We start from the raw sequence: 22691 nt of genomic DNA, 5'->3' as shown, positions 1-22691 counted from the left end.
ACCCCTGCGCCACAGTGGTGTGCATGACTGACCGTGATCTTTCCTCTGCCCAGCGTTCCCACCGCCACCACTGGCGCCGTGACGTCGTCGAGCTCGCCGCCCTCTTCTGCGCCGTCGCGGTCGCGGACGGCATCGCCAATCTCGTCGTGCACGGCCCCAGGGGCCCGATCCTGCTCGTCGCCTCGGCCGTCGCGCTCCTCGTCACCGCGGCCTTCCACACCTGGTGGGCCAGGCGTCACAGCCATGCGCCGCCGCCGGACTCCGGACCGGCGGCGGCCACCCCGGGAGCGAGCACCGGCGCGGCCCCCACCGCCGACGCGCCGACCGCCACCCTGTGGCGGATGCGCACGACCGTACGGGACGAGCCCGGCTCCCTCGCCGCCCTGTGCACCGCCCTCGCCCACAACGGCGTCGACATCCTGACGCTCCAGACGCACCCGCTCCCCGAGGGCGGCACGGTCGACGAGTTCCTCCTGCGGGCCCCGCAGGAGCTGCCGTCCGCCGACCTCACCCGCGCGATCGCGCTGGCCGGCGGGCACAGCACCTGGATCGAGCGCGCCGACGCCCACGACCTGGTCGACACCCCGACCCGGGTGCTGGGCCTGGCCACCCGCACCGCCCTCGACGCCGCCGAACTGCCCCTCGCGCTGCGCCAGCTGCTCGGCCGCTGCACCATCCACTCGATCCCGGCGACCACCCTCTCCGGCCGCCCCAACGCGGGCGCCGACGCCCCGGTGGAAGGGGTCCTGGAGGCCACCGTCATGCGGCTGCGCGACCCCTCGGGCGGTGCGATCACCGTGGAGCGCCCCTACCTCCCCTTCACTCCGACCGAATTCGCCCGCGCCCGCGCCCTCGTCGAGCTCGACGCTCGCCTCGGCCCCCGTGTCCCGCGCAGCCTCGACGTACTGACCCTGCCCGAGGGCAACGAGGTCACCGTGCGCCGAGCCGACGGCTCCGACCTGACCGCCGCCCGCGCGATGCACGACCGCTGCTCCGAGCGCACCCTGTCGCTGCGCTACCACGGCCCCGTCGCCGACGCCGACCGCTACCTCGGCCACCTGCTCAGCCCCCGGTTCGGCCGCACCCTGGCCGCCACCACCGCCTCCGGCAGGCTCGTCGCCCTCGGCCACCTGCTGTGGGACGGCGACGAGACCGAGGTCGCGCTCCTCATCGAGGACGACTGGCAGCGCCGCGGCATCGGCTCCGAACTGCTGCGCAGGCTCCTCGCGATGGCCGTCGAGGCCGGCTGCGACAGCGTGTACGCGGTCACCCAGGCCTCCAACACCGGCATGGTCGCCGCGATGCGCGGGCTCGGCCTCCCCCTCGACTACCAGATCGAGGAGGGCACCCTCGTGATCACGGCACGGCTGGACGCGACCCCCGTCAGCTCGCGCCTGCCGTACGACGTCACCCACGAGGGCGGGATCGAGCTCCCTCGCCGCGAACCGCAGCCCCCGCGCAACCATCACTGATCCCACCCGCCACGACCGCCGACAACCGGCCACAACCGGCTCCCGCGGAACGTCCCTTTTCACCCCGACCCGCACCCCGACCCGCACCCCGGCCCGCACCCGACGCGGCAGCCGTTTCGCCGCCCGCCCGGGCCGCGTGCGGGTCGGCGGCGCTTCCGAAAGCGGCCCGGGTCAGCAGACTGGCGTCATACGGTGATGACGTGGCACCGTCTCACGTACGAAGATGGCCGCATGTCAGAGATCTTCAACAACGGCAGCACTCCGAAGCTGCCCCGCCAGGTGGCCGACGCGTACGTCGACGACCTCATCGCCCTCGACCCGATCACGGGCACCTACCTCGGTGTCGTCGAGAGCTCCGGCAAACTCCCGGACTTCTCCCCGGCCGGCCGCGCGGCCGTCGCCGAACTGGCCCGCACCACCCTCGCCCGGCTCGACGCCGCCGAGGCGCTGCCGGGCGCCGACAGCGACGCCGAGCGCCGCTGCGGCCGGCTGCTGCGCGAGCGCCTGACCGCCGAACTCGCGGTCCACGCGGCCGACGAGGACCTGTGCGCGGTCAGCAACATCCACAGCCCCGCGCACTCCGTCCGCGAGGTCTTCACGCTGACCCCCTCCGGCACCGACGAGGAATGGGCGGCCATCGCCGAGCGGCTGCACGCCGTGCCCGCCGCCCTCGGCGGCTACCGCGAGAGCTTGGCCCTGGGCCTGGAGCGCGGCCTGTACGGCGGCCCCCGCGCCACCACCACCATGATCGGCCAGCTCACCACCTGGGCCGGGCAGGACGGCGAAGAGCCGGCCTTCTTCGAGGACTTCGCCTCGGGCGGCCCCGAGGCGCTGCGCGCCGAACTGGACGGGGCGGCCGGCGCCGCGACCGCCGCCCTCGTCGAGCTCCGCGACTGGATGCGCGACGTGTACGCCCCGGCCGTCGAGGGCAAGCCGGACACCGTGGGGCGCGAGCGGTACGCCCGCTGGTCGCGCTACTTCAACGGCACCGATCTGGACCTCGACGAGGCGTACGCCTACGGCTGGTCCGAGTACCACCGCCTGCTCGCCGAGATGAAGGCCGAGGCCGCCAAGATCCTCCCGGGCGCGGGCCCCTGGGAGGCGCTGAAGCACCTGGACGAGCACGGCACCCACATCGAGGGCGTCGACGAGGTCCAGGCCTGGCTCCAGGGACTCATGGACGAGGCCATCGAGAACCTCGACGGCACCCACTTCGAACTCGCGGAGCGGGTCAAGCGGGTCGAGTCGAAGATCGCCCCTCCGGGCGGCGCGGCGGCTCCGTACTACACGAACCCCTCCGAGGACTTCTCCCGTCCGGGCCGCACCTGGCTGCCCACGATGGGGCAGACCCGCTTCCCGGTCTACGACCTGGTCTCCACCTGGTACCACGAGGGCGTCCCCGGCCACCACCTGCAGCTCGCGCAGTGGACGCACGTCGCGGACCAGCTGTCCCGCTACCAGGCCGGCGTCGGTCTCGTCAGCGCCAACGCCGAGGGCTGGGCGCTGTACGCGGAGCGCCTGATGGACGAGCTGGGCTACCTCAAGGACGCGGAGCAGCGCCTGGGTTACCTGGACTGCCAGATGATGCGCGCGGCGCGGGTCATCGTGGACATCGGCATGCACCTGGGCCTGGAGATCCCGGCGGACTCGCCGTTCCACCCGGGCGAGCGGTGGACGGTGGACCTGGCGCAGGAGTTCTTCGGCCTGCACAGCGGCCGGCCGGGCGACTTCGTCGAGAGCGAGGTGACCCGCTACCTGTCGATGCCGGGGCAGGCCATCGGTTACAAGCTGGGCGAGCGCGCCTGGCTGCTGGGCCGCGACAACGCGCGGGCCGCGCGCGGCGAGTCCTTCGACCTGAAGGCCTGGCACATGGCGGCGCTGTCGCAGGGTTCGCTGGGGCTGGACGACCTGGTGGACGAGCTGTCCAAGCTCTGAGGCCGTGCCGGACGCGGACGGGCCGCTCGTCTCCCCCCGGAACGAGCGGCCCGTCCGCGTGTGCCGGACCCGGCCCGTAAGGCGTGCGCGTCAGCAGCCGCAGTCGTCCGAGTCGGTGGGCGCGGTCAGCGGGTCGGCCTCGGCGCGCTGCTGGTTGCCCTGCCAGGTCTCGACCTCGAAGCCCTCGCGGATCCAGTACTCGATGCCGCCGAGCATCTCCTTTACCTGGAAGCCGAGTTCGGCCAGGGCCAGGGCGGAGCGGGCGCCGCCGTTGCAGCCGGGGCCCCAGCAGTACGTCACCACGGGCACGTTCTTGTCCAGGAGCCGCTCGGCCTGCTCGGGGATGAGGGCGGTGGGCAGGTGGATCGCGCCGGGCACGTGGGCCTGGTCCCAGGACGGGGTGGAGCGGGAGTCGATCAGCTGGAAGCCGAGCTCGGCGCCCTGCTCGCGGTGGGCCTTGAAGGCGGCGGCGACGTCCGAGACGTCCGCGTGGAAGGCCAGGCTCGCGGCGAAGTACGCGGCGGCCGCGGCCGGGGAGGCCGGGGGCACCCGGAGCACGGGGTTGGCGGTGGCGGCGGGGGACGTGGTGTTCTGCGTCGTCGTCATGACTGGAAATCTACGAGTTGTTGATCAACCTCGGAAGTGATTTTCCCCGGCCTTCGGCTTGTCCAGCCGGGGAATCCCCTGCTAGATCTACGACATGACCGACTATTCCCCTGACGCCACCGACTGGCGGATCCTCGAAGCCCTCCAGCGGGACGGCCGCGCCAGTTTCACCGAGCTGGCCCGTTCCGTGTCCATGTCCGCGAGCGCCGTCACCGAGCGGGTCCGCCGCCTGGAGGAGGCCGGCGTCATCACCGGCTACACGGCGGTGGTGGATCCGGAGAAGCTCGGCAAGGCGATCCTCGCCCTGGTGCGGCTGCGCTATCCGCACGGCAACTACAAGCCGTTCCACGACCTCCTGGACTCCACCCCGGAGATCCTGGAGGCCCACCACGTCACGGGCGACGACTGCTTCGTGCTGAAGGTCGCGGCCCGCTCGATGGCGCACCTGGAGGAGATCACGGGCCGGATCGCCGGCCTCGGCCCGGTGACGACGAGCATCGTGTACTCCTCCCCGCTCCCGAGGCGCCCGCTCAGTCCGTGAGAGGGCGCGCTCAGGCCGTGCGTACGCCCGCTCAGTCCGTGAGCGCCGCCGTGCGGTGGCGCACCACGGAGCCGCCGCGCTGTTTGACGACCTCCAGCTGGGCCTGGACCCGGGTGCGCAGGTCGGCCACGTGGCTGACGATGCCGACGCTGCGGTCCCGTTCGCGCAGCGAGTCCAGTACGTCGAGCACCTCGTCCAACGCCTGGTCGTCGAGGCTGCCGAAGCCCTCGTCGATGAAGAGGGTGTCGAGGCGCATCCCGCCCGCCTCGTCGGTGACCACGTCGGCGAGGCCCAGCGCGAGGGCGAGCGAGGCGAAGAAGGTCTCGCCGCCCGACAGCGTGGCCGTGTCGCGCTCGCTGCCGGTCCACGCGTCGACGACGTGCAGGCCGAGCCCGGAACGCCCGCGTCCGCCCGCCCTGGCGTCGGAGTGCACCAGGGTGTAACGGCCGCCGGACATGCGCAGCAGCCGTACCGTCGCGGCGGCCGCGACCTGCTCCAGGCGGGCCGCCAGTACGTAGGCCTCCAGCCGCATCCTGCGTTCGTTGTCGGCGGAGGTGCCCGCGGTGAGTCCGGCCAACCGGGCCACCCGGTCGTAGGCCTCGCGCAGCGGGCCCAGGGCGCGCAGTTCGTGCTCCGCCTGCCGCGAGAGCCGGTCGAGCTCCTCGCAGCGGACCCGGGCCGCGTCGAAGGCGGATCCGGCCGTACGGAGTTTCGCCGCGGCCCGCGCCGCGTAGGTCTCGGCCTCCTCCGGTGCTGCCGGCGGCAGCGCTCCGGCCGCGGTGGTGTCGCTCTCGGCGAGCCGGTCGGCCAGCATGACCTCTTCCGCCTGCCAGGCGTCCTGCCGGTGTTGGAGCGCGGTGCGCTCGTAGTCGGGCAGGACGGCCTCGGCCGCGGCCTCGATGGTGTCGAAGCCGGCCTTGAAGGCGGCGTCGGCGAGCTGGTCGTCGGCCTCCTTCAGCCGGGCGGCGGTGGTCTCGGCGCGGCGCAGCGCGGCGGCGGCCCCGGAGACGATGCGGACCCGGTCCTCCAGGAGGCGGGTGCGGGCGGCGACCGTGGGCGCCCCCTCCCGTACCTGTGCGAGGGCCTCCTCCAGCGAGGCCTGCTCCCGGTCCAGCGCCTCGCGGCGGGAGGCCCTGGCGGCGGCGCGGCGTTCGGCGTCGAGCCGGTCGGCGCTGCGTGCGGCGTGCTCGCGTTCGGCGCGGGCGAGCCGCTCGCGGGCGGTGTGCAGTCCGGCGGCCGCGGCGTGGGCGGCGGCGTGCCGGGAGCTCAGGTCGGAGGTCAGGTCGAGGAGTTCGGCGGTGGTGGCGTCCCCGGCGGCGGTCGCGGCCTCCTCGCGGGCCTGCCGGGTGGCGGCGAGGCGGCGTTCGACGGCGGCGCGGGCCTGTTCGGCCCGCTCGAAGAGGGCATGGGCGGCGTCCTCCGCGGCGCGGTCCACATGGCCGGGGGCGGGGCGGGCGGGAGCGGGGTGCTCGGCGCAGCCGCACACCGCACAGGCCTCGCCCGCCACCAGCGCCTCGGCGAGTTCGGCGGCGATCCCGCGCAGCCGGGCCTCCTTCAGCTCCAGCCAGCGTTCCCTGGCGGCCGCGGACTCCTCGCGCAGGGTGAGGAGTTCGCGCTCGGTGCGCTCGGCCTCGGCGGCCAGCTCGTCGCGCCGGCGGGCGAAGTTCAGGTGCATGCGGGCCGGTTCCAGCTTGCCCGCGATCTGCTCGGCGAGGGTCGCGGCCTGCTGGGCCGCGTCCGCCCGCTCCTGCAGCCCGGTCCGGGTGGCGTCCCAGCGCTCCAGCCACTGGGCCGATTCCAGGTGGGCTTCCTCGGCGGCCCGGGACTCCCGTTCCAGGTCGGCCCGTTCGCGGCCGATCTCGGAGCTGCGCTGCTCGTCCCGGCGGGCCGCTCCGAGCGCGCCGAGTTGCCCGCGCAGCTCCTGTTCGATCCCGGCCAGTTGCTCGGTGCCCGCTTCCCTGAACATCGGGGGGAGTTCGGACCGGGCGGCCGTCTCCGCGTGGGCGGCTGCGAGATGCGCGGCCGAGGCCGCGCCGCGCAGTTCCAGCGCGGGGGCGACCAGGGCGCCGCGCCGGGCCCGGTCCAGGAGGGCGCGCACGCGCTCCCGCTCGGGCTCGGCCTCGGCGAGCAGGGCGGCCCGGCGGGTGGTCTCCGCATGGCGGCGCTGCAGGCGGTCCAGCTCCCGGGCGTCCTCGGCGGCCCGCCGGGCCGCGGCGTGCCGGCCCTCGACGGCGGCCAGGGCGTACTCGGCGACGGTGCGCCGTTCGCGGGCGGCGCACCGGGCGACGGCCGCCCACGCGCGGACGGCCCCGGCGAGCCCGGGGTCGCCCGGCTGGTGCCCGGGCATGGGCCAGGCCCGCAGATCGGCGCTGTCCCCGGCGGCCTGGGCGAGGCGCTGGGCGGTGTGCAGCACCTTCTCGTCGCCGGCCCGTACCTTGGCCTCGGCGGCTCGGCGGCGTTCGCCGAGCAGGGTCTCGACGGCGGCGAAGCGGCGGGTGTCGAAGAGCCGGCCGAGCAGCCGGCCGCGCGCGGCCTCGTCGGCGCGCAGGAACTTGGCGAACTCCCCCTGCGGCAGCAGCACCACCTGGCAGAACTGTTCGCGGCTCATGCCGAGGAGCTGCTCGATCTCCTCGCCGATCTCCTGGTGGGAACGGCTCAGCGCCTCCCAGCCCTCGCCCGTCTGCTCGCGCAGCCAACTCTGCGCCTTGTCCTTGGTCGTGCCCGTTCCGCGCTTCTTCGGCCGGTCCTGCTCGGGACGGCGGGTGATCTCCAGGCGCCGCCCGCCCGCGGTGAGTTCGAGGGTGACCTCGGTCGGGGTGTCCGCGGCGGCGTGGTCGCTGCGCAGGCTGGTGCCGGGGGCCTGGCGGGGGCCGGGGACGGAGCCGTACAGCGCGTAGCAGACGGCGTCGAGGACGGAGGTCTTGCCGGCGCCGGTGGGCCCGTGCAGCAGGAAGATCCCGGCGCCGGACAGGGCGTCGAAGTCGATCTCCTGGGGCTCGGCGAAGGGCCCGAAGGCGGTGACCGCCAGCCGGTGCAGCCTCATCGGTGGATCTCCTGGCGGCTGTCGTCGGTCCGTACGTCGTCGAAGGCGCTGCGCAGCACGGCCCGTTCGGCCTCGTCCGCGTGTCCGCCGCCGCGTACGTGGGCCACGAAGTCCTCGGCGATCTCCTGGTCGCTGCGGCCGCGCAGCCGTTGGGCGTAGGAGGTGCCGGTCACCTCCTCGCGGCCCTCGGGGTCGAAGGCGAGGCTGAGGGTGTGCGGGAAGCGGGTGACGAGCCGGGCCATGGGGTCGTCGGGCCGGACCGGGTCGGTGAGGGTCGCCTCGACCCAGGCGTCCTCGTGCGCCGTGTGCGCCGGGTCTTCGAGCAGGGTCTCCAGCGGCCCGCGCAGCCGGGCGAGGGCCCGCGGCACGGGGGTGTCGATCCGCTCGGCGCGGGTGATCTCGCCTTCCGCGCCCAGCTCGACGAGCCACATGGTCTTGCGGTGGTCGACCTCGGAGAACGAATAGGCGAGCGGGGAACCGGAGTAGCGGACCCGTTCGTTGATCGTCTGGCAGCCGTGGAGGTGGCCGAGGGCCGCGTAGTCCACCCCGTCGAAGACGGAGGCGGGCACGGCTTCGACCCCGCCCACGGAGATGTCGCGCTCGCTGTCGCTGGCCTGTCCGCCGGTGACGAAGGCGTGGGCGAGGACGACGGAGCGGGTGCCGGGCGCGCGGCGGGCGAGATCGGCCCGGATCCGGTCCATGGCCGCGCCCAGCACGGCTTCGTGGCTGACCTTCTGCGCCGCGAACTCGTCCTTGACCAGGGCCGGTTCCAGGTACGGCAGCCCGTAGAAGGCCACGTCGCCGTGTACGTCGGCCAGCACGACGGGGTCGGCGCAGCCGGCCGGGTCGGTCCTGAGGTGGATCCCGGCCCGGTCGATCAGTCCTGCCCCGACCCCGAGGCGGCGGGCGGAGTCGTGGTTCCCGGAGATCATCACGGTGGGCACGCCGAGCTCGGCGAGCCGGTGCAGGGCCCGGTCGTACAGTTCGACGGCCGGCAGCGGGGGCACGGCGCGGTCGTAGACGTCACCGGCGACGAGGACGGCGTCGACCTCGTGCTCCCGGACGGTCTCGACGAGGTGGTCGACGAAGGCCGCCTGTGCGCCGAGCAGGTTCACGCGGTGGAAGGACCGGCCGAGGTGCCAGTCGGAGGTGTGCAGGAACTTCACTCGCCGGTCCGCCCGCACATGCCGTGTCCCCCTGATCGTCTTCCGCTCGCCTGTCCCCTCTACGCTAACCCGTCGCGGGGGCGCTCAGGGCGCGTACGTCTCACCGCCGAGCGTGAGGGTGGCGCTGCCCGCCGTGCTGTCGGCGAGCCAGGCCTCGAAGCCGGGCAGGTCCGCCTCCGGCAGGGCGACCTCTATCTCCACCGCGGCCCCGTAGCGCAGGTCCACGACGGTGCGGCCGGTGGATCGCAGGTCGTTCTGGGTCTTCCCGGCCCGCTGGTGGTCCACGGTGACGGTGGCCAGCCGGTAGCGGCGACGGGTGACGGTGCCGAGCTCGTCGAGGGCCTCGCCGACGACACCGCCGTACGCCCTGATCAGACCGCCGGCGCCGAGCTTGACGCCGCCGTAGTAGCGGGTGACCACGGCGACGGCGTACCGGATGTCCCGGCGCATGAGCATCTGCAGCATCGGCACCCCGGCGGTGCCGCCGGGCTCGCCGTCGTCACTGGCCTTCTGCACCGAGGCGTCGGCGCCGATCACGTAGGCGAAGCAGTTGTGCGAGGCGGTGGGGTGCTCCTTGCGGACGCGCGCGACGAAGTCCTGCGCCTCCTGCTCGGTCGCGGCGGGCGCGAGCGAGCACAGGAAGCGCGAGCGGTTGATCTCGGACTCGTGCACGCCCTCCCGGGCCACCGTCACGTACTGGTCTGCCTTCACCGCTCCACCCTAATCCGTGGTGGGGAGCGGTCCGGCCGGCCCGGAGGCCACCTGCTGGTCCGGGGACCGCACCCAGGGGGCGAAGCGCTGATCCGGGCCCGCGTCCTCGCGCCAGTACCGCAGGACGGACTCCCGGACGACCTCGAACCGCTCGGCCGCGATCAGGCACGAGACCGGCTCCTGCCCGCCCGCGTCGGCCTCGAAGGCGACCACGACGGCCGGCTCTTCTCCGACCTGACGCGTGACCCTGAGGAGCTCCTCCGCCGTCGGCGCACGGAAGACCGGATCGTGGAACGTCCCCGGGCAGCAGACGAAGAACGGATCACCGAAGACCAGCTCCAGGTCGTGGTGGTAAGCCAGGTCGTAGCCGGCGGCAAGCCTGAGTTGCCCACCGTCCCAGGCGATCACGTCCCAGTCCCACCGGTTCCCTTCGGGGAGCCGGATCGCGGCGTGCGCTCCTTCGACGTCCACCCGCGTCCCCCTTGCCGTTTTAACCTGACGAGTTGGGACCCTAGGGCGTCGACGGGGAAGACGACGTGCGGTTTTTCCGTTGAGGAGTCGGGGTCCGGCAACGGTCGGGCCGGTCAGAGCAGCAGGAGGCGGCACACGTGTACGGCGACCCGGCAACCATCCGCAAGATCCTCACCGAGCTCGGGGACACCTGGGCCGTGGTGGGCCTGTCCAACAACCAGGACCGGGCCGCCTACGGGGTGGCGCGCGTGCTCAAGCAGTTCGGCAAGCGCGTGGTCCCGGTGCACCCGAAGGCGGAGACGGTGCACGGCGAGCCCGGGTACGCCTCGCTGGAGGAGATCCCGTTCAAGGTCGACGTGGTGGACGTCTTCGTGAACAGCGCCCTGGCCGGGGCGGTCGCCGATTCCGCGGTCGCCGCCGGTGCGGAGGCCGTCTGGTTCCAGTTGAACGTGATCGACGAGGCGGCCTTCGCCCGCACCCGTGAGGCGGGGCTGGACATGGTCATGGACCGCTGCCCGGCGATCGAGATCCCGGCCCTCTGACCGCCGGGCGAGGGAACGGCGGCCCCCGGGAAAAGCGGCCCCGGGCCGCCGTTCAGTTCCGGGGCTCCGCCGGCCGGGCGGGCGCCGTGGTGCGGGCGGGAGCCGGTACCGGGGCCGACACCGGCGGGACCGACACGGCGAGGGTCATCTCCATCGGCACGGAGCCGTCGTTGCGGTAGGCGTGCGGGAGGTTGGCCTCGAAGGTGGCCGCGGCTCCGGTCGGTACGCGGAACTCCTCCTCGCCCACCACCAGCGTCAGGTCCCCCGCGGTGACGTGGAGCATCTCGATGGTGCCGGAGGGGTGCGGAGCCGATTCCGTCCCCTCGCCGGGCACGAGGTGCCAGGTCCACAGTTCCATCGGCCCGCGCTCGTCGGTGCCGATCAGCATCGTCGTCGAGCTGCCCGCTTCGCTGGACCAGATCCGCACCGTCTGGCCGGGCTCGACGATCCGCACCTGCGGACCCCTGTCGTGGTCCAGCAGAGTGGAGATGCTGACGCCGAGCGCGTCGGCCAGTTTCACCGTCGTGCCGACGCTCGGGTTCGTCCGGGCCTGCTCGATCTGGATGATCATCCCCCGGCTGACTCCCGAGCGGGCCGCCAGCGAGTCCAGGGTGAATCCGCGCTCACCGCGCCAGCGCTTGAGGTTCCGTGCGAGTGCCTGGGTGAGCTCTTCGAGATCCGACACATTCCGTCCAATATTTTGGATGACACAGTCCAGTGGAATGAACTACCGTGCGGGGTATTCGATGCTGCACCCCACCGTTCATCACACTGTACTGCGAGGCCCGTCATGACCGCCCTCTTCGCCCTGGCCACAGCCGTGCTGTGGGGCCTGGCCGACTTCGGCGGCGGGCTGCTGACCCGCCGGATACCCGCGCTCACGGTGGTCGTGGTCTCGCAGGTCGCCGCCGTGGCCGTGCTCGGGGCCGTGGTCCTCGGCACGGGCGCCTGGCGGGAGGCCGACCCGCAGTTGTGGTTCGCGGTCGGCGCGGGTCTCGTCGGGCCCGTGGCCATGCTCAGCTTCTACAAGGCCCTGGCCCTCGGCCCCATGGGCGTGGTCTCCCCGCTCGGCTCCCTCGGCGTGGTCGTGCCGGTCGGCGCGGGGCTGCTGCTGGGCGAGCGGTCCGGCCCCGGCCAGTTCGCGGGGATCGCGGTGGCCGTCGTCGGCATCGTCCTCGCGGGTGGACCTGAACTGCGCGGCGCCCCCGTCCAGCGGCGGGCCGTGGTCCTCACCCTCGTCGCGGCCTTCGGGTTCGGCGCGGTGATGGCCCTGATCGCGCAGGCCTCCACCACGGTGACCGGGCTGTTCCTGGCGCTGTTCGTACAGCGGGTCACCAACGTCGCCGTCGGCGGCGCCGCCCTGTGGGCGCAGACCCGCCGCGGTGTCCCGGCCCTGCCCGAGGGCTCCGACCTGCGGATCCTGTGGGGGCTGCTGCCCGCGCTCGCCTTCGTCGGCCTCGCGGACGTCGCGGCGAACGGCACCTACTCCGTCGCCGCCCAGAACGGCCCGGTCACGGTGGCCGCGGTGCTGTCCTCGCTCTACCCGGTCGTCACCGCGCTCGCCGCCTTCGCCGTGCTCAAGGAACGGCTGCGCACCGTACAGGCGGCCGGCGCCGGCCTCGCCCTCGCCGGAACGGTTCTCCTCGCGGCCGGCTGAGGCCGGGGAACTACCCCTGCTCGACCTCCGCCAGCCGCGCCAACCCGCGCAGCTGTTCCGGCGTCATCCCGTCCGGGATCGGCACGGGCGCCGGGGTCCGCAGCGGCGGCTGCCAGCCGGTCTCCGGCTGCCACCTGCGGACGATGCGCGCCGGCGCGCCCGCCACCACGGCGTGGTCCGGCACCTCACCCCGTACGACGGCCCCGGCGGCCACCACGACGTTGCGGCCGAGCCGGGCGCCGGGCAGGATCACCGCGCCGGTGCCGAGCCAGCACCCCGGACCGATCTCCACCGGGGCGCTGCGCGGCCACTGCCTGCCCACGGGCTCGTGCGGATCGTCGTAACTGTGGTTCGTGGACGTGATGTAGACCCCGGGGCCGCAGAACGTGTTGGCCTCGATGGTGATCCGGGCGTCGGCGATGACATGGCTGCCGCGGCCGAGCACGACCCCGTCGCCGAGCACGAGCATCGGCTCCGCGCCCAGGTCGAGGTCCGGCATCATGCCGGCCGTGAGGGTGACCTGTTCGCCGATGATGCAGTGCTCGCCGAGGCGGATCCACTGCTCGCCGAAGACCGTGCCCTGCGGGAAGGCGAGCCGCGTGCCGTGCCCGATCGCACCGAACCGCAGGCGTCCCGGGGTCTGCGCGGTGACGGCGCCGGCCTGCTGCATCCAGCGCCAGCCGGCGTGGACCGCGCGGTTCGCCAACCGGCGGCGCAGGGCCGTCAGGGATGAGAACGTGTTCTGGTTCTTCGGCACCCGGCCACGGTAGTGCGCCGGTGGCCGGTCGTCCGGGCCACGATCCTGTGATCTTCACCCCATCGCGGGTGGGGGGAACCGCGTGCCCTACCGTGCTGTGAGCGCGGCAGCGGCATCCGGAAAGACGAAGGAAGAGAACATGACGCACCAGGGGACCCGAGCACTCGTGGCGGGCGTCGGCGGCAAGGACCCCGACATCGACGCGACGGCCTTCACCGCACCCACCTCGGTCGTGGTCGGCGAGGTCACCCTCGGCGCGGGCGCGAGCATCTGGTACTCGGCGGTGCTGCGCGCCGACTGCGGCCCGATCACCCTCGGCGCCGACAGCAACGTGCAGGACAACTGCACGATCCACGTGGACCCGGGCTTCCCGGTGTCGATCGGCGAGCGCGTCTCCATCGGCCACAACGCCGTCGTGCACGGCTGCACGGTCGAGGACGACTGCCTGATCGGCATGGGCGCGACCGTCCTGAACGGCGCGGTGATCGGCGCGGGTTCCCTGGTCGCCGCGCAGGCGCTGGTGCCGCAGGGCATGGTGGTCCCGCCCGGCTCGCTGGTCGCCGGCGTCCCGGCCAAGGTCCGCCGGGAGCTGTCCGAGGAGGAGCGCGAGCACATCCGGATCAACGCGCAGATGTACGTGGAACTCGCCAAGCAGCACCGCGCCTCGGTGACCCCGGAGGCCTAGGAACCGTCGAGCGCGGCCCGGAGCACGGTCACGACCCTCTCGTACTCCGGGCCGCGCCCGTCAGGGTCCCCGTTGCGTGATCGGAACGCCCGCCCCACCACCGCCTCCCGCACAGCACGCTCCGTGACGGCGGCCCCGCGCGCGATCAGCTGCTCCACCACGGCCGGGTGGCCGAAGCGGGCCGCCCATTCGAGGGCGGTGCGGCCCCTCATCCGCTCCTCGGGGTCGGCGCCCCGGTCCAGCAGCAGCTCCACGGTCGCCGGCGAGCCGTCCTCCCCGGACGTGGCGGCCAGGACCAGCGGTACGTAGCGCATACGCCCGGCCGGGCCGCGCGGATCGGCGCCCGCGTCGAGCAGGGCCCGGGCGACGGGCGTGTGCCCGTTCATCGCCGCCAAGGCCATCGGCGTCGCCTCGTCGTACGGGCCCGCCTCGCGCCCGGGGCGGGCACCGGCGGCGAGGAGCAGCCGCACGACCTCGGCCCGCCCCGCGCACACGGCCAGGTCCAGGGCCCTGCGCCCGCCGGGGACCCAGGCGTCGGCCTCGGCTCCCCCGGCGAGCATGCGTTCCACCAGGGCCGCGTCACCGTCCTCGGCCGCCCGCCCCAGCCCGTTCGCCAGCGGGTTGTACTGCTCCGACCGGCCCTCCGCCGACCATTCCCCCTCCAACAGCCCCGCCATCAGTCGTTGGCCGGCACCCGTGCCCCGGACTGTGCCGGGACCCCGGCCTCGGCAGCCGCCGCCGCGGCCGCCTTCTTCATGCGGCTGCGCACCACCAGCGTCACCGCGAGACCGAACAGCACCGCGACCGCGAGCGCCGCCCAGGAGAACCGCTTCAGCCAGGGCTCGGCGACGATGCCGACCGAGTAGATGACGGCGGTGGTTCCGCCGGCCCAGAGGATCCCGCCGAGGATGTTCGCGATCAGGAACCGCCAGTACGGCATGTGCAGCACGCCCGCCAGCGGCCCGGCGAAGATGCGCAGCAGCGCCACGAAGCGGCCGAAGAAGACGGCCCACATGCCCCACCGCTCGAAGGAGCGTTCCGCCACGGCCACGTGCTCGGGCCCGAAGTGCTTGGGGAAGCGCCGGCCCAGCTTCTCCAGCAGCGGCTTGCCTCCGCGCCGTCCGATCGCGTAGCCGATCGAGTCGCCGACGATCGCGCCGGTGGTCGCGCAGATGCCGAGAACCACGGGGTCGATGTCGCCGTGCTGGGAGGCCAGCAGCGCCGAGCTGACCAGGATGATCTCTCCGGGCAGCGGGATGCCGAGGCTCTCCAGACCGATGACCAGACCCACCAGGAGGTAGATGCTGACCGCCGGAATCGTCTCCAGCCATTCCTGGATGTGCACCGGTACGTCCTCCCGTGTCGTCCCCGGCGCGCCCCCTGTGACACGCCGAACGGGCAGCCTATCGGCTCCTCACCACAGCCTTCGCCCTCAGTGGCAGTTCACGGGAGGAACGGCCCGCGAACACCTCGCGACGGCCGGAACCGGGCACCCAGGCCCGCCGCTCCGGATCCCATGACGACAGGGTGCGGGCGTCCACGTCGACGGTGACCCGCTGCTCCGCACCCGGCGCGAGGGTGAGCCGCCGGTACCCGGCCAGCACGCGCACCGGCTGGTCGAGCTTCAGGTCCGGGGACGGGCCGACGTACACCTGGGCCACGTCGGTGCCCTTGCGGCGGCCGGTGTTGCGGACGGTGAATTCCACGCGCAGCCCGCCCCGCTCGGGGCGGACGGCCAGCTTCTCGTACTGCCAGGTCGTGTACGAGAGCCCGTGCCCGAAGGGGAACAGCGGGGCCACGTGCTGCGCGTCGTACCAGCGGTGGCCGACGTGGACGCCCTCGGTGTACTCCTGCCGGCCGCCGACGCCCGGGTAGCGCACCGGGTCCCCGCCGACCGGGGTGGCCTCCTCGTCGGCCGGGAAGGTCTGGGTGAGGCGCCCGCCCGGGTCCACGTCCCCGAAGAGGACGTCGGCGGTGGCGGCGGCGCCCTCCTGGCCCGGGTAGTACATCTGGAGGACCGCCCCGGTGCGCGGGAGCCACGGCATGGTCGTACCACCGGAGGTGTTGAGCACGACGGCGGTGCGCGGGTTCGCGGCGGCGACGGCTTCGATCAGGGCGGCCTGTCCGCCCGGCAGGGCCAGGGAGGTGCGGTCGCTGCCCTCGGTGGCGTCCTCGTAGGCGAACAGGACCACGCTGCGGGCCTCCTTCGCCGCCCGTACCGCCTCGGCGACGTCGGCCGCCCGGGTCGCCTTCGTGGTGTGTCTGAGCCGGAAGCGCCGGCTCTGGGGCCCGCTCGGGGCGGTGACGGCGAGCCGGTGGGTGCCCGCCTTGAGGGCGAGGGTGCGGCGGCGCACGCTCATTCCGTCGGGTGCGGAACCGAGCAGTCCGCCCGCGAACCGCTCGGCCGCGCCTTGGAGCACCGGGAACAGCTCCTCCCCGTCGAGGCGTACGCCCGGCCGCTGTCCGGTGTAGTGGACGAGCAGGGTCCACTCGTCGTCCTCGGCCAGGCGGAACTCGCCCTCGTGGCTCCAGCTCTTCCCGGCCTCGACGCTCCGGTCGTCCAAGTCGGCGGCGGGGGTGAGCAGTTTCGGGGGGAGCGGGCGCCCGTACAGGTCCTCGCCGAGGGCGTGGCGGACGGCGGCGCCGCTCCCGGCGCGCTGCCTGATGGCAGTGAGCGGGGAGGCGGCCCGGTCGGGGACCACGTGCGAGCTGCCGCCGCCACCGACGAAGGGGACCTGGCCGGTGGGGCCGATCACCGCGATGGAGCGGGCGTCCGCGCCGGTCAGCGGCAGGGTGCCGTGTTCGTTGCGGAGCAGCACGGCGCCGGCGGTCGCCACCTTGCGGGCGAGCCGGGCCCCGGCGGCGGCGTCGCGCGCGGGCCGCGCCGCGGGGCGGTCCGCGAGCAGCCCGAAGCGGTCCATGGTGGTCAGGATCCGGTGCACGGCGAGGTCCACGAAGGCCTCCGGCACGGTGCCGCCGCGCACGGCCTGCCGCAGGGGACCGCCGAAGTGGGTGCCGCCGGGCATCTCCATGTCGAGCCCGGCGCCGATGGCGGCGACGGTGCTGTGGGTGGCGTCCCGGCCGGACATCACCCAGCCGGCGAACCCCCAGGTGTCGCGCAGCAGTTCGTCGAGCAGCGGCTTGCTCTCGCCGGCGTGGACCCCGTTGACCTTGTTGTACGCGGCCATCACGGCGCCCGCGCCGGCGGCCACGGCGGCCTCGAAGCCGCGCAGTTCGGTCTCGTGCAGGGTCCGGTCGGCGGCGATCATGTCGACGGTGTCGCGGCCGCGCTCCTGGTTGCCCAGGGCGAAGTGCTTGACGGCGGCGACGAGTCCCTCGTCCTGGATCCCGCGGACCAGTTCGCCGACCAGGTCCGCGGTCAGCCGGGGGTCCTCGGCGAGGGTCTCGAAGTTCCGGCCGGCGTACGGGGTGCGGATGAGGTTGGCCATGGGCGCGAGCAGGACGTCCTGGCCGAGTGCCCGCCCCTCCCGGCCGAGGAGCCTGCCGTACTCGCGGGCCAGCGCCGGGTCGAAGGCGGAGGCCAGCATCACGGGCGCCGGCAGGGCGGTGGCGGGCTTGGCGACCCGTACGCCGGCAGGCCCGTCGGCGAGGCGCAGCGCGGGGATGCGAAGGCGGGGTACGCCGGGCACGTATCCGGCCTGGCCCAGCGGGGCCGGGTCCCCGGCGCCGTGCAGCAGGGCGGTCTTCTCCTCCAGGGTGAGCCGTTCCAGCAGGGCGTCGATCCTGGCGGCAGCGCCTTTTCCGGGGGCAGCGGCGGCAGGTGGGGGCGAGGCCTTGCGCGGGCCCGCGCCCGGCGGCGCGGTGGGCGCGCAGCCGCCGGCCCCGACCACGGCGCCGACCGCGCCCGCCGCTCCGAGCAGCCGCATCGCCGTACGTCTGGACACGGCCTCGCTCATGGCCCTCCCTGCGGCGGCGGCGTGGGTCGGCGGGAGCGGCCCGCGCCGGACCGCTCCCCCGCCCACTGTGCGCCTGGGGCCGGCGGGGCCCGCCGAGACGCGCCACCGCGGGCGCCGAGGTTCAGCCCTGCGGCGGCGGTGGCAGGCTGTCGGCGTCCCGCCGGGCCTCGTCCTGGAGCTGCACCCGGGCCTCGGTTCGGTGCCCGCGCGCGATGTAGTCCCGTACGACGGCCTCCACCGCGTCCTGTGGCGACCCGACCCCGGCGAGGACCATCACCTCCACCACGAGCTCTGCGTCGAGGCTGATGCTGACCTTGGCCACGGGCACTCCCTCCGTCGTCGTGCGAGGGACTCTAGTGGCAGCGGGGTCGCTACGCCGGGGTGTTGGGACGCAGGGTCCAGACAACGGTCATCTCGCCCGTCACGGCCTCGTCCTCGCGCTGGATGGCGATGGTCACGGGGAACTCGGGGCGGCCGCCCGCGTCGAGTTCGGCGACGACCTCGGCGGCGGGGCGGCCGAGGGTGGCGGTGGCGGTGACGACGCCCTTGGCGAGCTTCTTGTAGCCGATCTCGGCCTTCACCGCGAGGGGCACGGCGCGCGAGAGCTGGTCGCCGAAGGCGGCCAGGACGATGGCGCCGCTCGCCGACTCGGCGAGGGTGAACATGGCTCCGGCGTGCGGGCCACCGACGTGGTTGTGGTAGTCCGGCTGGTCCGGGAGCCGGACGACCGCGCGCTCGGGGGTGGTCTCCAGGAACTGGAGGTTCAGGGTGCGGGCCATCGGCACCGTCGCGGCGAGCAGTTCGCCCACGTTCATCTGATCTGCGCTCATGAAGGGCGATGTTACCCACGAGTAGACAGGATTGGCCAGACCTCCCGCAGGGGGGCGGCCGTGGCCCGCGGAAGCCGCTCCCACTATCGTTACCGGCCATGTGGCCAGGACAGCAGCAGCCGCCCGGGGGCGAACAGAACCCCCAAGGCGCACAACAGAACCCGTACGCCCAGCAGCCGGGGCAGCCGAACCCCTACCAGCAGCAGCCCGGTTACGGATATCCGCAGCAGCCGCCGGGCTTCCCCCAGCCCCCGACCGTCGTTCCCGGCCAGCAGTGGGGCCAGCCGCAGCAGCCCCCGCAGGCGCCACAGGGCCCGGGCGGCGGCGGGAGCGGCTTCCAGACCAAGACCGTGGCGATCGTCGCGGCGACCCTCGTCGTCGTGGCGGCCGCCGCGACCGGCGCGTTCGTCCTCACCCGGGACGACAAGAAGACGGACGAGGCCGACAACAAGCCCGTCGCGGCCTCCTCGGCGCCCGCCTCCAGTGCGCCCGCCCCGGCCGACAGCAGCGCGAACCCGCGCGCGGGCGGCGACATCAAGCCGACCATCCCGGGATGGAAGGTCGTCACCAACCCGAAGTACGGCACCGCCTTCGACGTCCCGCAGGACTGGAACGTGCTGGGCTCCGGCGTGATCATCTCCTTCTCGGACGAGGCGAAGAAGGACGGCTCCCCGGCCGTCGCGATGTCCGGGCCCGCGTCCTACAAGAAGGACTGGTGCAAGGTCGACGCCGACAAGAACGGCAGCGAGGAGTCCTACGAACTGGCCGGCGCCGGCACCAAGGGCGGCCAGGGCGCCAAGGACACCGCCGAGGCCTCGCGCAACGCGGCCGAGAGCTGGGCGTGGGCCGGGTACGCGCAGAAGGCCCCGAAGGGCACCACCAAGGTCACCGAGGCGAAGGAGTACACCACCGCCTCGGGGCTGAAGGGCCACGTCGCGACGGCGAGCGTGACCGGCCTGCCGAAGGAGAACAAGTGCTCCACGGACGGCAAGTCGATCGCCTTCAGCTTCAAGACCGCCAACGGTGACTTCTCCTCCTGGATCCTCTACGGCGTCGCGGGCGTCCCGGACGAGCTGAAGCAGGAGACGATCGACAAGATCCTCAGCTCGGTCCGACTGGCCCCCACGGGCTGACGCGCCCCGGGGGCCTCGGACGCCCCCGAGCGCTCCGTGGAGGTGCCCCGCCACCGCCCCGGGCCGACAATCCGTTTGGATTCCCGGCCCGGGGCGGACATAGTCCCGTGGTGAGCTCTTCCCGCACCGCTTCCTCCCGTACGCCCGTACGCCGCCGTCGGCCCGAGTGGGCCGGCCGCAACTACACGCTGCTGACGGGCGCGGCGGTGATCACGAACCTCGGCAGCCACGGAGCGCTCATCGCGTCCGCGTACGCGGTGATGGAGGCCGGCGGATCCACCGGGGACGTCGGCCTCGTCGCCGCCGCCCGCACTCTGCCGCTCGTCCTCTTCCTGCTGATCGGCGGCGCGATCGCCGACCGGCTGCCGCGCCACCGCGTGATGGTCGCGGCCAACGCCCTGAACGGCCTCTCGCAGGCCGTCTTCGCCTTCCTCGTCCTCACCGGCGAACCCCGGCTGTGGCAGATGATGCTGTTGACCGCCCTGTGCGGCACCGGCACCGCCTTCTTCAACCCGGCGGCCGAGGGCATGCTGCTGTCCACCGTCTCCGGCGAGCACGCCAACCGCGCCTTCGCGCTGTTCCGCATGGCGATGAACGGCGCCGGCATCGGCGGCGCGGCCCTCGGCGGGGCGATGATCGCCGCGCTCGGGCCGGGCTGGGTCCTGGCCGTCGACGCCGTCGCGTTCGCCGTCGCGGGCGCGCTGCGCGCCTTCCTGGACGTCGCCCCCACGCGCGACCGCGCCCCCGGCGGCGGCATGCTGGCCGATCTGCGCGAGGGCTGGGTGGAGGTCCGTACCCGACCCTGGCTGTGGAGCATCGTGCTCCAGTTCTCCGTGGTCGTGGCCGTCGTGGGCGCCGCGGAGGCGGTCTACGGTCCCCTCGTCGCGCGGGACCGGCTCGGCGGCCCGGCGCCGTGGGGTCTGGCCCTGGCCTGCTTCGGAGTGGGGACCATCGCGGGGGCGGTCCTGATGATGGCGTGGAAGCCGCGCAGGCTGCTGCTGACCGGCACCCTGTGCGTGTTCCCGCTGGCACTGCCGTCGGCCGGGTTGGCGGTGCCGCTGCCGGTGTGGGGGCTCTGCGCGGTGATGTTCGTGAGCGGCGCGGCCATCGAGGTGTTCGGCGTGAACTGGATGACGAGCCTGCACCAGGAGATCCCGGAGGAGAAGTTCTCCAGGGTCTCCGCCTACGACTGGTTCGGTTCGGTGTCGATGCTCCCCCTGGCCACCGCGCTCGCGGGCCCGGCCGAATCGGCCTTCGGCCGCACCGAGGCCCTGTGGGGCTGCGCGACCCTGGTCGTCCTTGCCACCGCCCTGGTCCTCGTGATCCCGGACGTCCGCCGACTGACGCGCCGTGAGGCCCCACCCGTCCCGTCCCCATCGCCCGAACCCGGCCCGTCCACGGCCGAATCCATCCCCGCAGCGGACAACCCCGGCCCCGCCCCGGACAAATCCAGCCCCGCCGGCGTTTGAGGCGCGGGGGTCCGGGGGCTGCGGCGCGGCAGCCGCCCGGTCACCCCAGACTGAACGCACCCTCCGGCGGCTCCGGCGAAGCCACCGCGTCGGCGTCGCTCACGGGAACCGCGCCCCGCAGCAGGCGGGCCAGCCCGCCCCCGAACTCCACCCTGGCGGGAAACGCGTCACCCGCGCACAGCCGAGCCACGGGGGCGACCGGAAGCTCCCGGTCCGAGGCCAGCAGCACCGCGTTCCCGAACCGCCGCCCCCGCAGCACCGCGGGCTCCGCGATCAGCGCCAGTTCCGCGAACGCCTCCGCGAAATTCGCCAGCTGGGCCCGCAGGAAGTCGAACGGGGCACCGTCCGCCAGGTTCGCCACGTACAGCCCTCCGGGCCTCAGCACCCGGGCCGCCTCCCGTGCGTACTCCACCGACGTCAGCTGCGCGGGCACCCGCGAGCCGCCGAACACGTCGGCCACCACCACGTCCGCGCTCCGCGCCGGCGCGGCTGCCAGCCAGGCCCGGGCATCGGCGGCGTGCACCGCGATCCCGGCCCCTTCCGGCAGCGGCAGGTACTCGGCGACCAGTTCCACCAGGCCCTCGTCGAACTCCACGACCGTCTGCCGGGAGCCCGCCCGCGTGGCCGCCGCGTAGCGCGGCAGGGTCATCGCACCGCCGCCGAGGTGCAGGACGTCCAGCGCGCTTCCCGGCTCCGCCGCGCAGTCCAGGACGTGTGCGAGGCGTTGTACGTACTCGAATTCCAGGTGGAGCGGGTCGTCGAGGTCCACGTACGACTGCGGCGCCCCGTCGACGGTCAGCAGCCAGGCCCGCTCCCGGTCCACGTCCGGCATCAGCTTGGCGGTGCCCTGACCCACTTCCCGGATCACCGGGATCTGTTCGTCGCTCACCCCACCATTGTCGGGCCGGGCTCAGCCCGACCAGACCGCCGCGGCCTCGGATACGTGCTCCGCGGCCTGCGCCAGCCCCGCCCTGGCGGCCGGGTCCCGCCGGGCGGGGTCCAGTACGTTGCGCCCGAAGGCCTTGCGGGCCGCCGCCGACGGGGTGATCACCAACACCCGCGCCCCGGCCTTGCGCAGTCGGCCGGCCTGGGCGGCGGGCGAGGGTACGAGACCGGAGCCGAGCGCGATCGGCGCGACGATCACCACGCGGGCGTAGCCGGCGGCGAGGTCGGCGTTGGTGGCGGAGCGGACGCCGCCGTCGATGAACCGGCGTCCGCCGACCGTCACGGGCGGCCACACCCCGGGCACGGCGCAGCTCGCCGAGACCGCGTCGACGAGCCCGGCGCCGCTCGCCCGGTCGAAGTCGGCCGGCTCCCCGGTGTGCGCGTCCACGGCGGTAACCACGAACCGGCGCTCGGGCCATTCGTGGGAGACGAGCCGGGCGGCGAGCACCTTGCGCCGCTCGGCCTCCGCGCCCGTGTCCGCCGCCAGGGCCATCGCGCCGACCCGCTGCCGGTAGGCCGTGGAGTCCCGCGAGCGCACCATGGCGAGGGCGAACCGCGCCATGACGCCCGCCCCGAGCTTCGCGGCCCTCTCCCCCGCGGCGTCGCCGAGCTGGCGCTCGTACAGCTCCTGCGCGGAGAGGAGCCCGGACGTGAGCTGGGCGCCGACCACCGAGCCGGCCGAAGTACCCACGACGAGGTCGGCGGTGGTGAGGTCGACCCCCGCGCGGGCGAGCCCGTAGAGGATCCCGCACTCCCAGCCGATGCCGGTCAGTCCGCCGCCGCCCAACACCAGTGCCGTGTCGCCGCCCAT

Annotated in this window: 22 protein-coding genes; 8 read left to right on the top strand and 14 right to left on the bottom strand. The window is 74.0% G+C overall.

What is annotated here, in order from left to right:
* Positions 1-23: 23 nt before the first annotated feature.
* Together ACFYYJ_RS30150 and ACFYYJ_RS30145 are read left to right on the top strand one after the other, a co-directional pair.
* Positions 24-1472, top strand: coding sequence for a GNAT family N-acetyltransferase (locus tag ACFYYJ_RS30150; RefSeq protein ID WP_385126217.1), 1449 nt, complete (start codon positions 24-26; stop codon positions 1470-1472).
* A gap of 231 nt (positions 1473-1703) precedes the next feature.
* A complete protein-coding gene (locus tag ACFYYJ_RS30145; RefSeq protein ID WP_389137172.1) occupies positions 1704-3407 on the top strand; it encodes a DUF885 domain-containing protein in 1704 nt (567 codons plus the stop codon).
* A 90-nt stretch (positions 3408-3497) separates the two neighbouring features.
* On the opposite strand, the gene ACFYYJ_RS30140 is transcribed toward ACFYYJ_RS30145, so the two are convergent.
* Positions 3498-4013 (bottom strand): rhodanese-like domain-containing protein, encoded by a 516-nt coding sequence (locus tag ACFYYJ_RS30140; protein ID WP_389137170.1) that lies wholly within the window; start codon positions 4011-4013, stop codon positions 3498-3500.
* A 94-nt stretch (positions 4014-4107) separates the two neighbouring features.
* On the opposite strand from ACFYYJ_RS30140, the gene ACFYYJ_RS30135 reads away from it, so the two are divergent.
* Positions 4108-4554 (top strand): Lrp/AsnC family transcriptional regulator, encoded by a 447-nt coding sequence (locus tag ACFYYJ_RS30135; protein ID WP_385126763.1) that lies wholly within the window; start codon positions 4108-4110, stop codon positions 4552-4554.
* Between the two features lie 31 nt (positions 4555-4585).
* Here ACFYYJ_RS30135 and ACFYYJ_RS30130 read toward each other — a convergent pair whose 3' ends face one another.
* From ACFYYJ_RS30130 to ACFYYJ_RS30115, 4 genes are all read right to left on the bottom strand, one after another.
* Positions 4586-7597, bottom strand: coding sequence for an AAA family ATPase (locus tag ACFYYJ_RS30130; protein ID WP_389137167.1), 3012 nt, complete (start codon positions 7595-7597; stop codon positions 4586-4588).
* Positions 7594-8763 carry an exonuclease SbcCD subunit D gene (locus tag ACFYYJ_RS30125; protein ID WP_389137165.1) on the bottom strand — a complete coding sequence of 390 codons (1170 nt, stop codon included), beginning with the start codon at positions 8761-8763 and terminating at the stop codon, positions 7594-7596. Before ACFYYJ_RS30125 ends, ACFYYJ_RS30130 begins: the two co-directional genes overlap by 4 nt.
* Positions 8764-8847: 84 nt before the next feature.
* Positions 8848-9474 (bottom strand): YigZ family protein, encoded by a 627-nt coding sequence (locus ACFYYJ_RS30120; protein WP_385364095.1) that lies wholly within the window; start codon positions 9472-9474, stop codon positions 8848-8850.
* A 9-nt stretch (positions 9475-9483) separates the two neighbouring features.
* A complete protein-coding gene (locus ACFYYJ_RS30115; protein ID WP_389137162.1) occupies positions 9484-9945 on the bottom strand; it encodes a hypothetical protein in 462 nt (153 codons plus the stop codon).
* Positions 9946-10082: 137 nt separating this feature from the next.
* Here ACFYYJ_RS30115 and ACFYYJ_RS30110 point away from each other — a divergent pair, with 137 nt between their 5' ends.
* On the top strand, positions 10083-10487 hold the full coding sequence (locus ACFYYJ_RS30110) for a CoA-binding protein (protein WP_385126769.1): 405 nt from the start codon (positions 10083-10085) through the stop codon (positions 10485-10487).
* A gap of 52 nt (positions 10488-10539) precedes the next feature.
* On the opposite strand, the gene ACFYYJ_RS30105 is transcribed toward ACFYYJ_RS30110, so the two are convergent.
* Positions 10540-11172 carry a helix-turn-helix domain-containing protein gene (locus ACFYYJ_RS30105; RefSeq protein ID WP_385126771.1) on the bottom strand — a complete coding sequence of 211 codons (633 nt, stop codon included), beginning with the start codon at positions 11170-11172 and terminating at the stop codon, positions 10540-10542.
* 105 nt (positions 11173-11277) lie between these two features.
* Here ACFYYJ_RS30105 and ACFYYJ_RS30100 point away from each other — a divergent pair, with 105 nt between their 5' ends.
* Positions 11278-12144: an EamA family transporter gene (locus tag ACFYYJ_RS30100; protein WP_389137159.1), complete on the top strand. Its 867-nt coding sequence runs from the start codon at positions 11278-11280 to the stop codon at positions 12142-12144.
* 10 nt (positions 12145-12154) lie between these two features.
* Here the strand turns inward: ACFYYJ_RS30100 and ACFYYJ_RS30095 are convergent, their stop codons facing one another.
* Entirely contained in the window at positions 12155-12901 is a 747-nt protein-coding gene (locus tag ACFYYJ_RS30095) for an acyltransferase (protein ID WP_384581859.1), read from the bottom strand.
* Between the two features lie 139 nt (positions 12902-13040).
* Here ACFYYJ_RS30095 and ACFYYJ_RS30090 point away from each other — a divergent pair, with 139 nt between their 5' ends.
* Positions 13041-13586, top strand: a complete 546-nt coding sequence (locus tag ACFYYJ_RS30090) for a gamma carbonic anhydrase family protein (RefSeq protein WP_385126774.1) — start codon at positions 13041-13043, stop codon at positions 13584-13586.
* Here the strand turns inward: ACFYYJ_RS30090 and ACFYYJ_RS30085 are convergent.
* The 5 genes from ACFYYJ_RS30085 to ACFYYJ_RS30065 all read right to left on the bottom strand — a co-directional run bounded on the left by ACFYYJ_RS30085 (position 13583) and on the right by ACFYYJ_RS30065 (position 18333).
* Complete coding sequence (locus tag ACFYYJ_RS30085; RefSeq protein WP_385126776.1) at positions 13583-14263, bottom strand: ankyrin repeat domain-containing protein; 681 nt, start codon at positions 14261-14263, stop codon at positions 13583-13585. The two genes, ACFYYJ_RS30090 and ACFYYJ_RS30085, sit on opposite strands and share 4 nt — an antisense overlap.
* Positions 14263-14931 carry a DedA family protein gene (locus tag ACFYYJ_RS30080; RefSeq protein WP_385126777.1) on the bottom strand — a complete coding sequence of 223 codons (669 nt, stop codon included), beginning with the start codon at positions 14929-14931 and terminating at the stop codon, positions 14263-14265. The genes ACFYYJ_RS30085 and ACFYYJ_RS30080 overlap by 1 nt, the downstream gene beginning before the upstream one ends.
* Positions 14932-14989: 58 nt before the next feature.
* Positions 14990-17503: a beta-glucosidase gene (locus tag ACFYYJ_RS30075; protein WP_389137155.1), complete on the bottom strand. Its 2514-nt coding sequence runs from the start codon at positions 17501-17503 to the stop codon at positions 14990-14992.
* 121 nt (positions 17504-17624) lie between these two features.
* Positions 17625-17825, bottom strand: coding sequence for a DUF2191 domain-containing protein (locus ACFYYJ_RS30070; RefSeq protein ID WP_376658206.1), 201 nt, complete (start codon positions 17823-17825; stop codon positions 17625-17627).
* 49 nt (positions 17826-17874) lie between these two features.
* Positions 17875-18333 (bottom strand): DUF4442 domain-containing protein, encoded by a 459-nt coding sequence (locus ACFYYJ_RS30065; RefSeq protein WP_376658205.1) that lies wholly within the window; start codon positions 18331-18333, stop codon positions 17875-17877.
* A 98-nt stretch (positions 18334-18431) separates the two neighbouring features.
* Between ACFYYJ_RS30065 and ACFYYJ_RS30060 the strand changes: the two genes are divergently transcribed.
* Positions 18432-19466, top strand: a complete 1035-nt coding sequence (locus ACFYYJ_RS30060; protein ID WP_385126783.1) for a hypothetical protein — start codon at positions 18432-18434, stop codon at positions 19464-19466.
* Between the two features lie 110 nt (positions 19467-19576).
* Positions 19577-20935, top strand: a complete 1359-nt coding sequence (locus ACFYYJ_RS30055) for an MFS transporter (RefSeq protein ID WP_389137152.1) — start codon at positions 19577-19579, stop codon at positions 20933-20935.
* Between the two features lie 40 nt (positions 20936-20975).
* Here the strand turns inward: ACFYYJ_RS30055 and ACFYYJ_RS30050 are convergent, their stop codons facing one another.
* Entirely contained in the window at positions 20976-21767 is a 792-nt protein-coding gene (locus ACFYYJ_RS30050) for a spermidine synthase (RefSeq protein WP_389137319.1), read from the bottom strand.
* Positions 21768-21845: 78 nt separating this feature from the next.
* On the bottom strand, positions 21846-22691 hold the full coding sequence (locus ACFYYJ_RS30045; protein ID WP_385364087.1) for a patatin-like phospholipase family protein: 846 nt from the start codon (positions 22689-22691) through the stop codon (positions 21846-21848).

The sequence above is a fragment of the Streptomyces sp. NPDC002467 genome, assembly GCF_042889825.1.
Taxonomy (GTDB): Bacteria; Actinomycetota; Actinomycetes; order Streptomycetales; family Streptomycetaceae; genus Streptomyces.
Note: the sequence above shows the minus strand (reverse complement) of the source record. Positions and strands in the feature narration are given on the sequence as shown.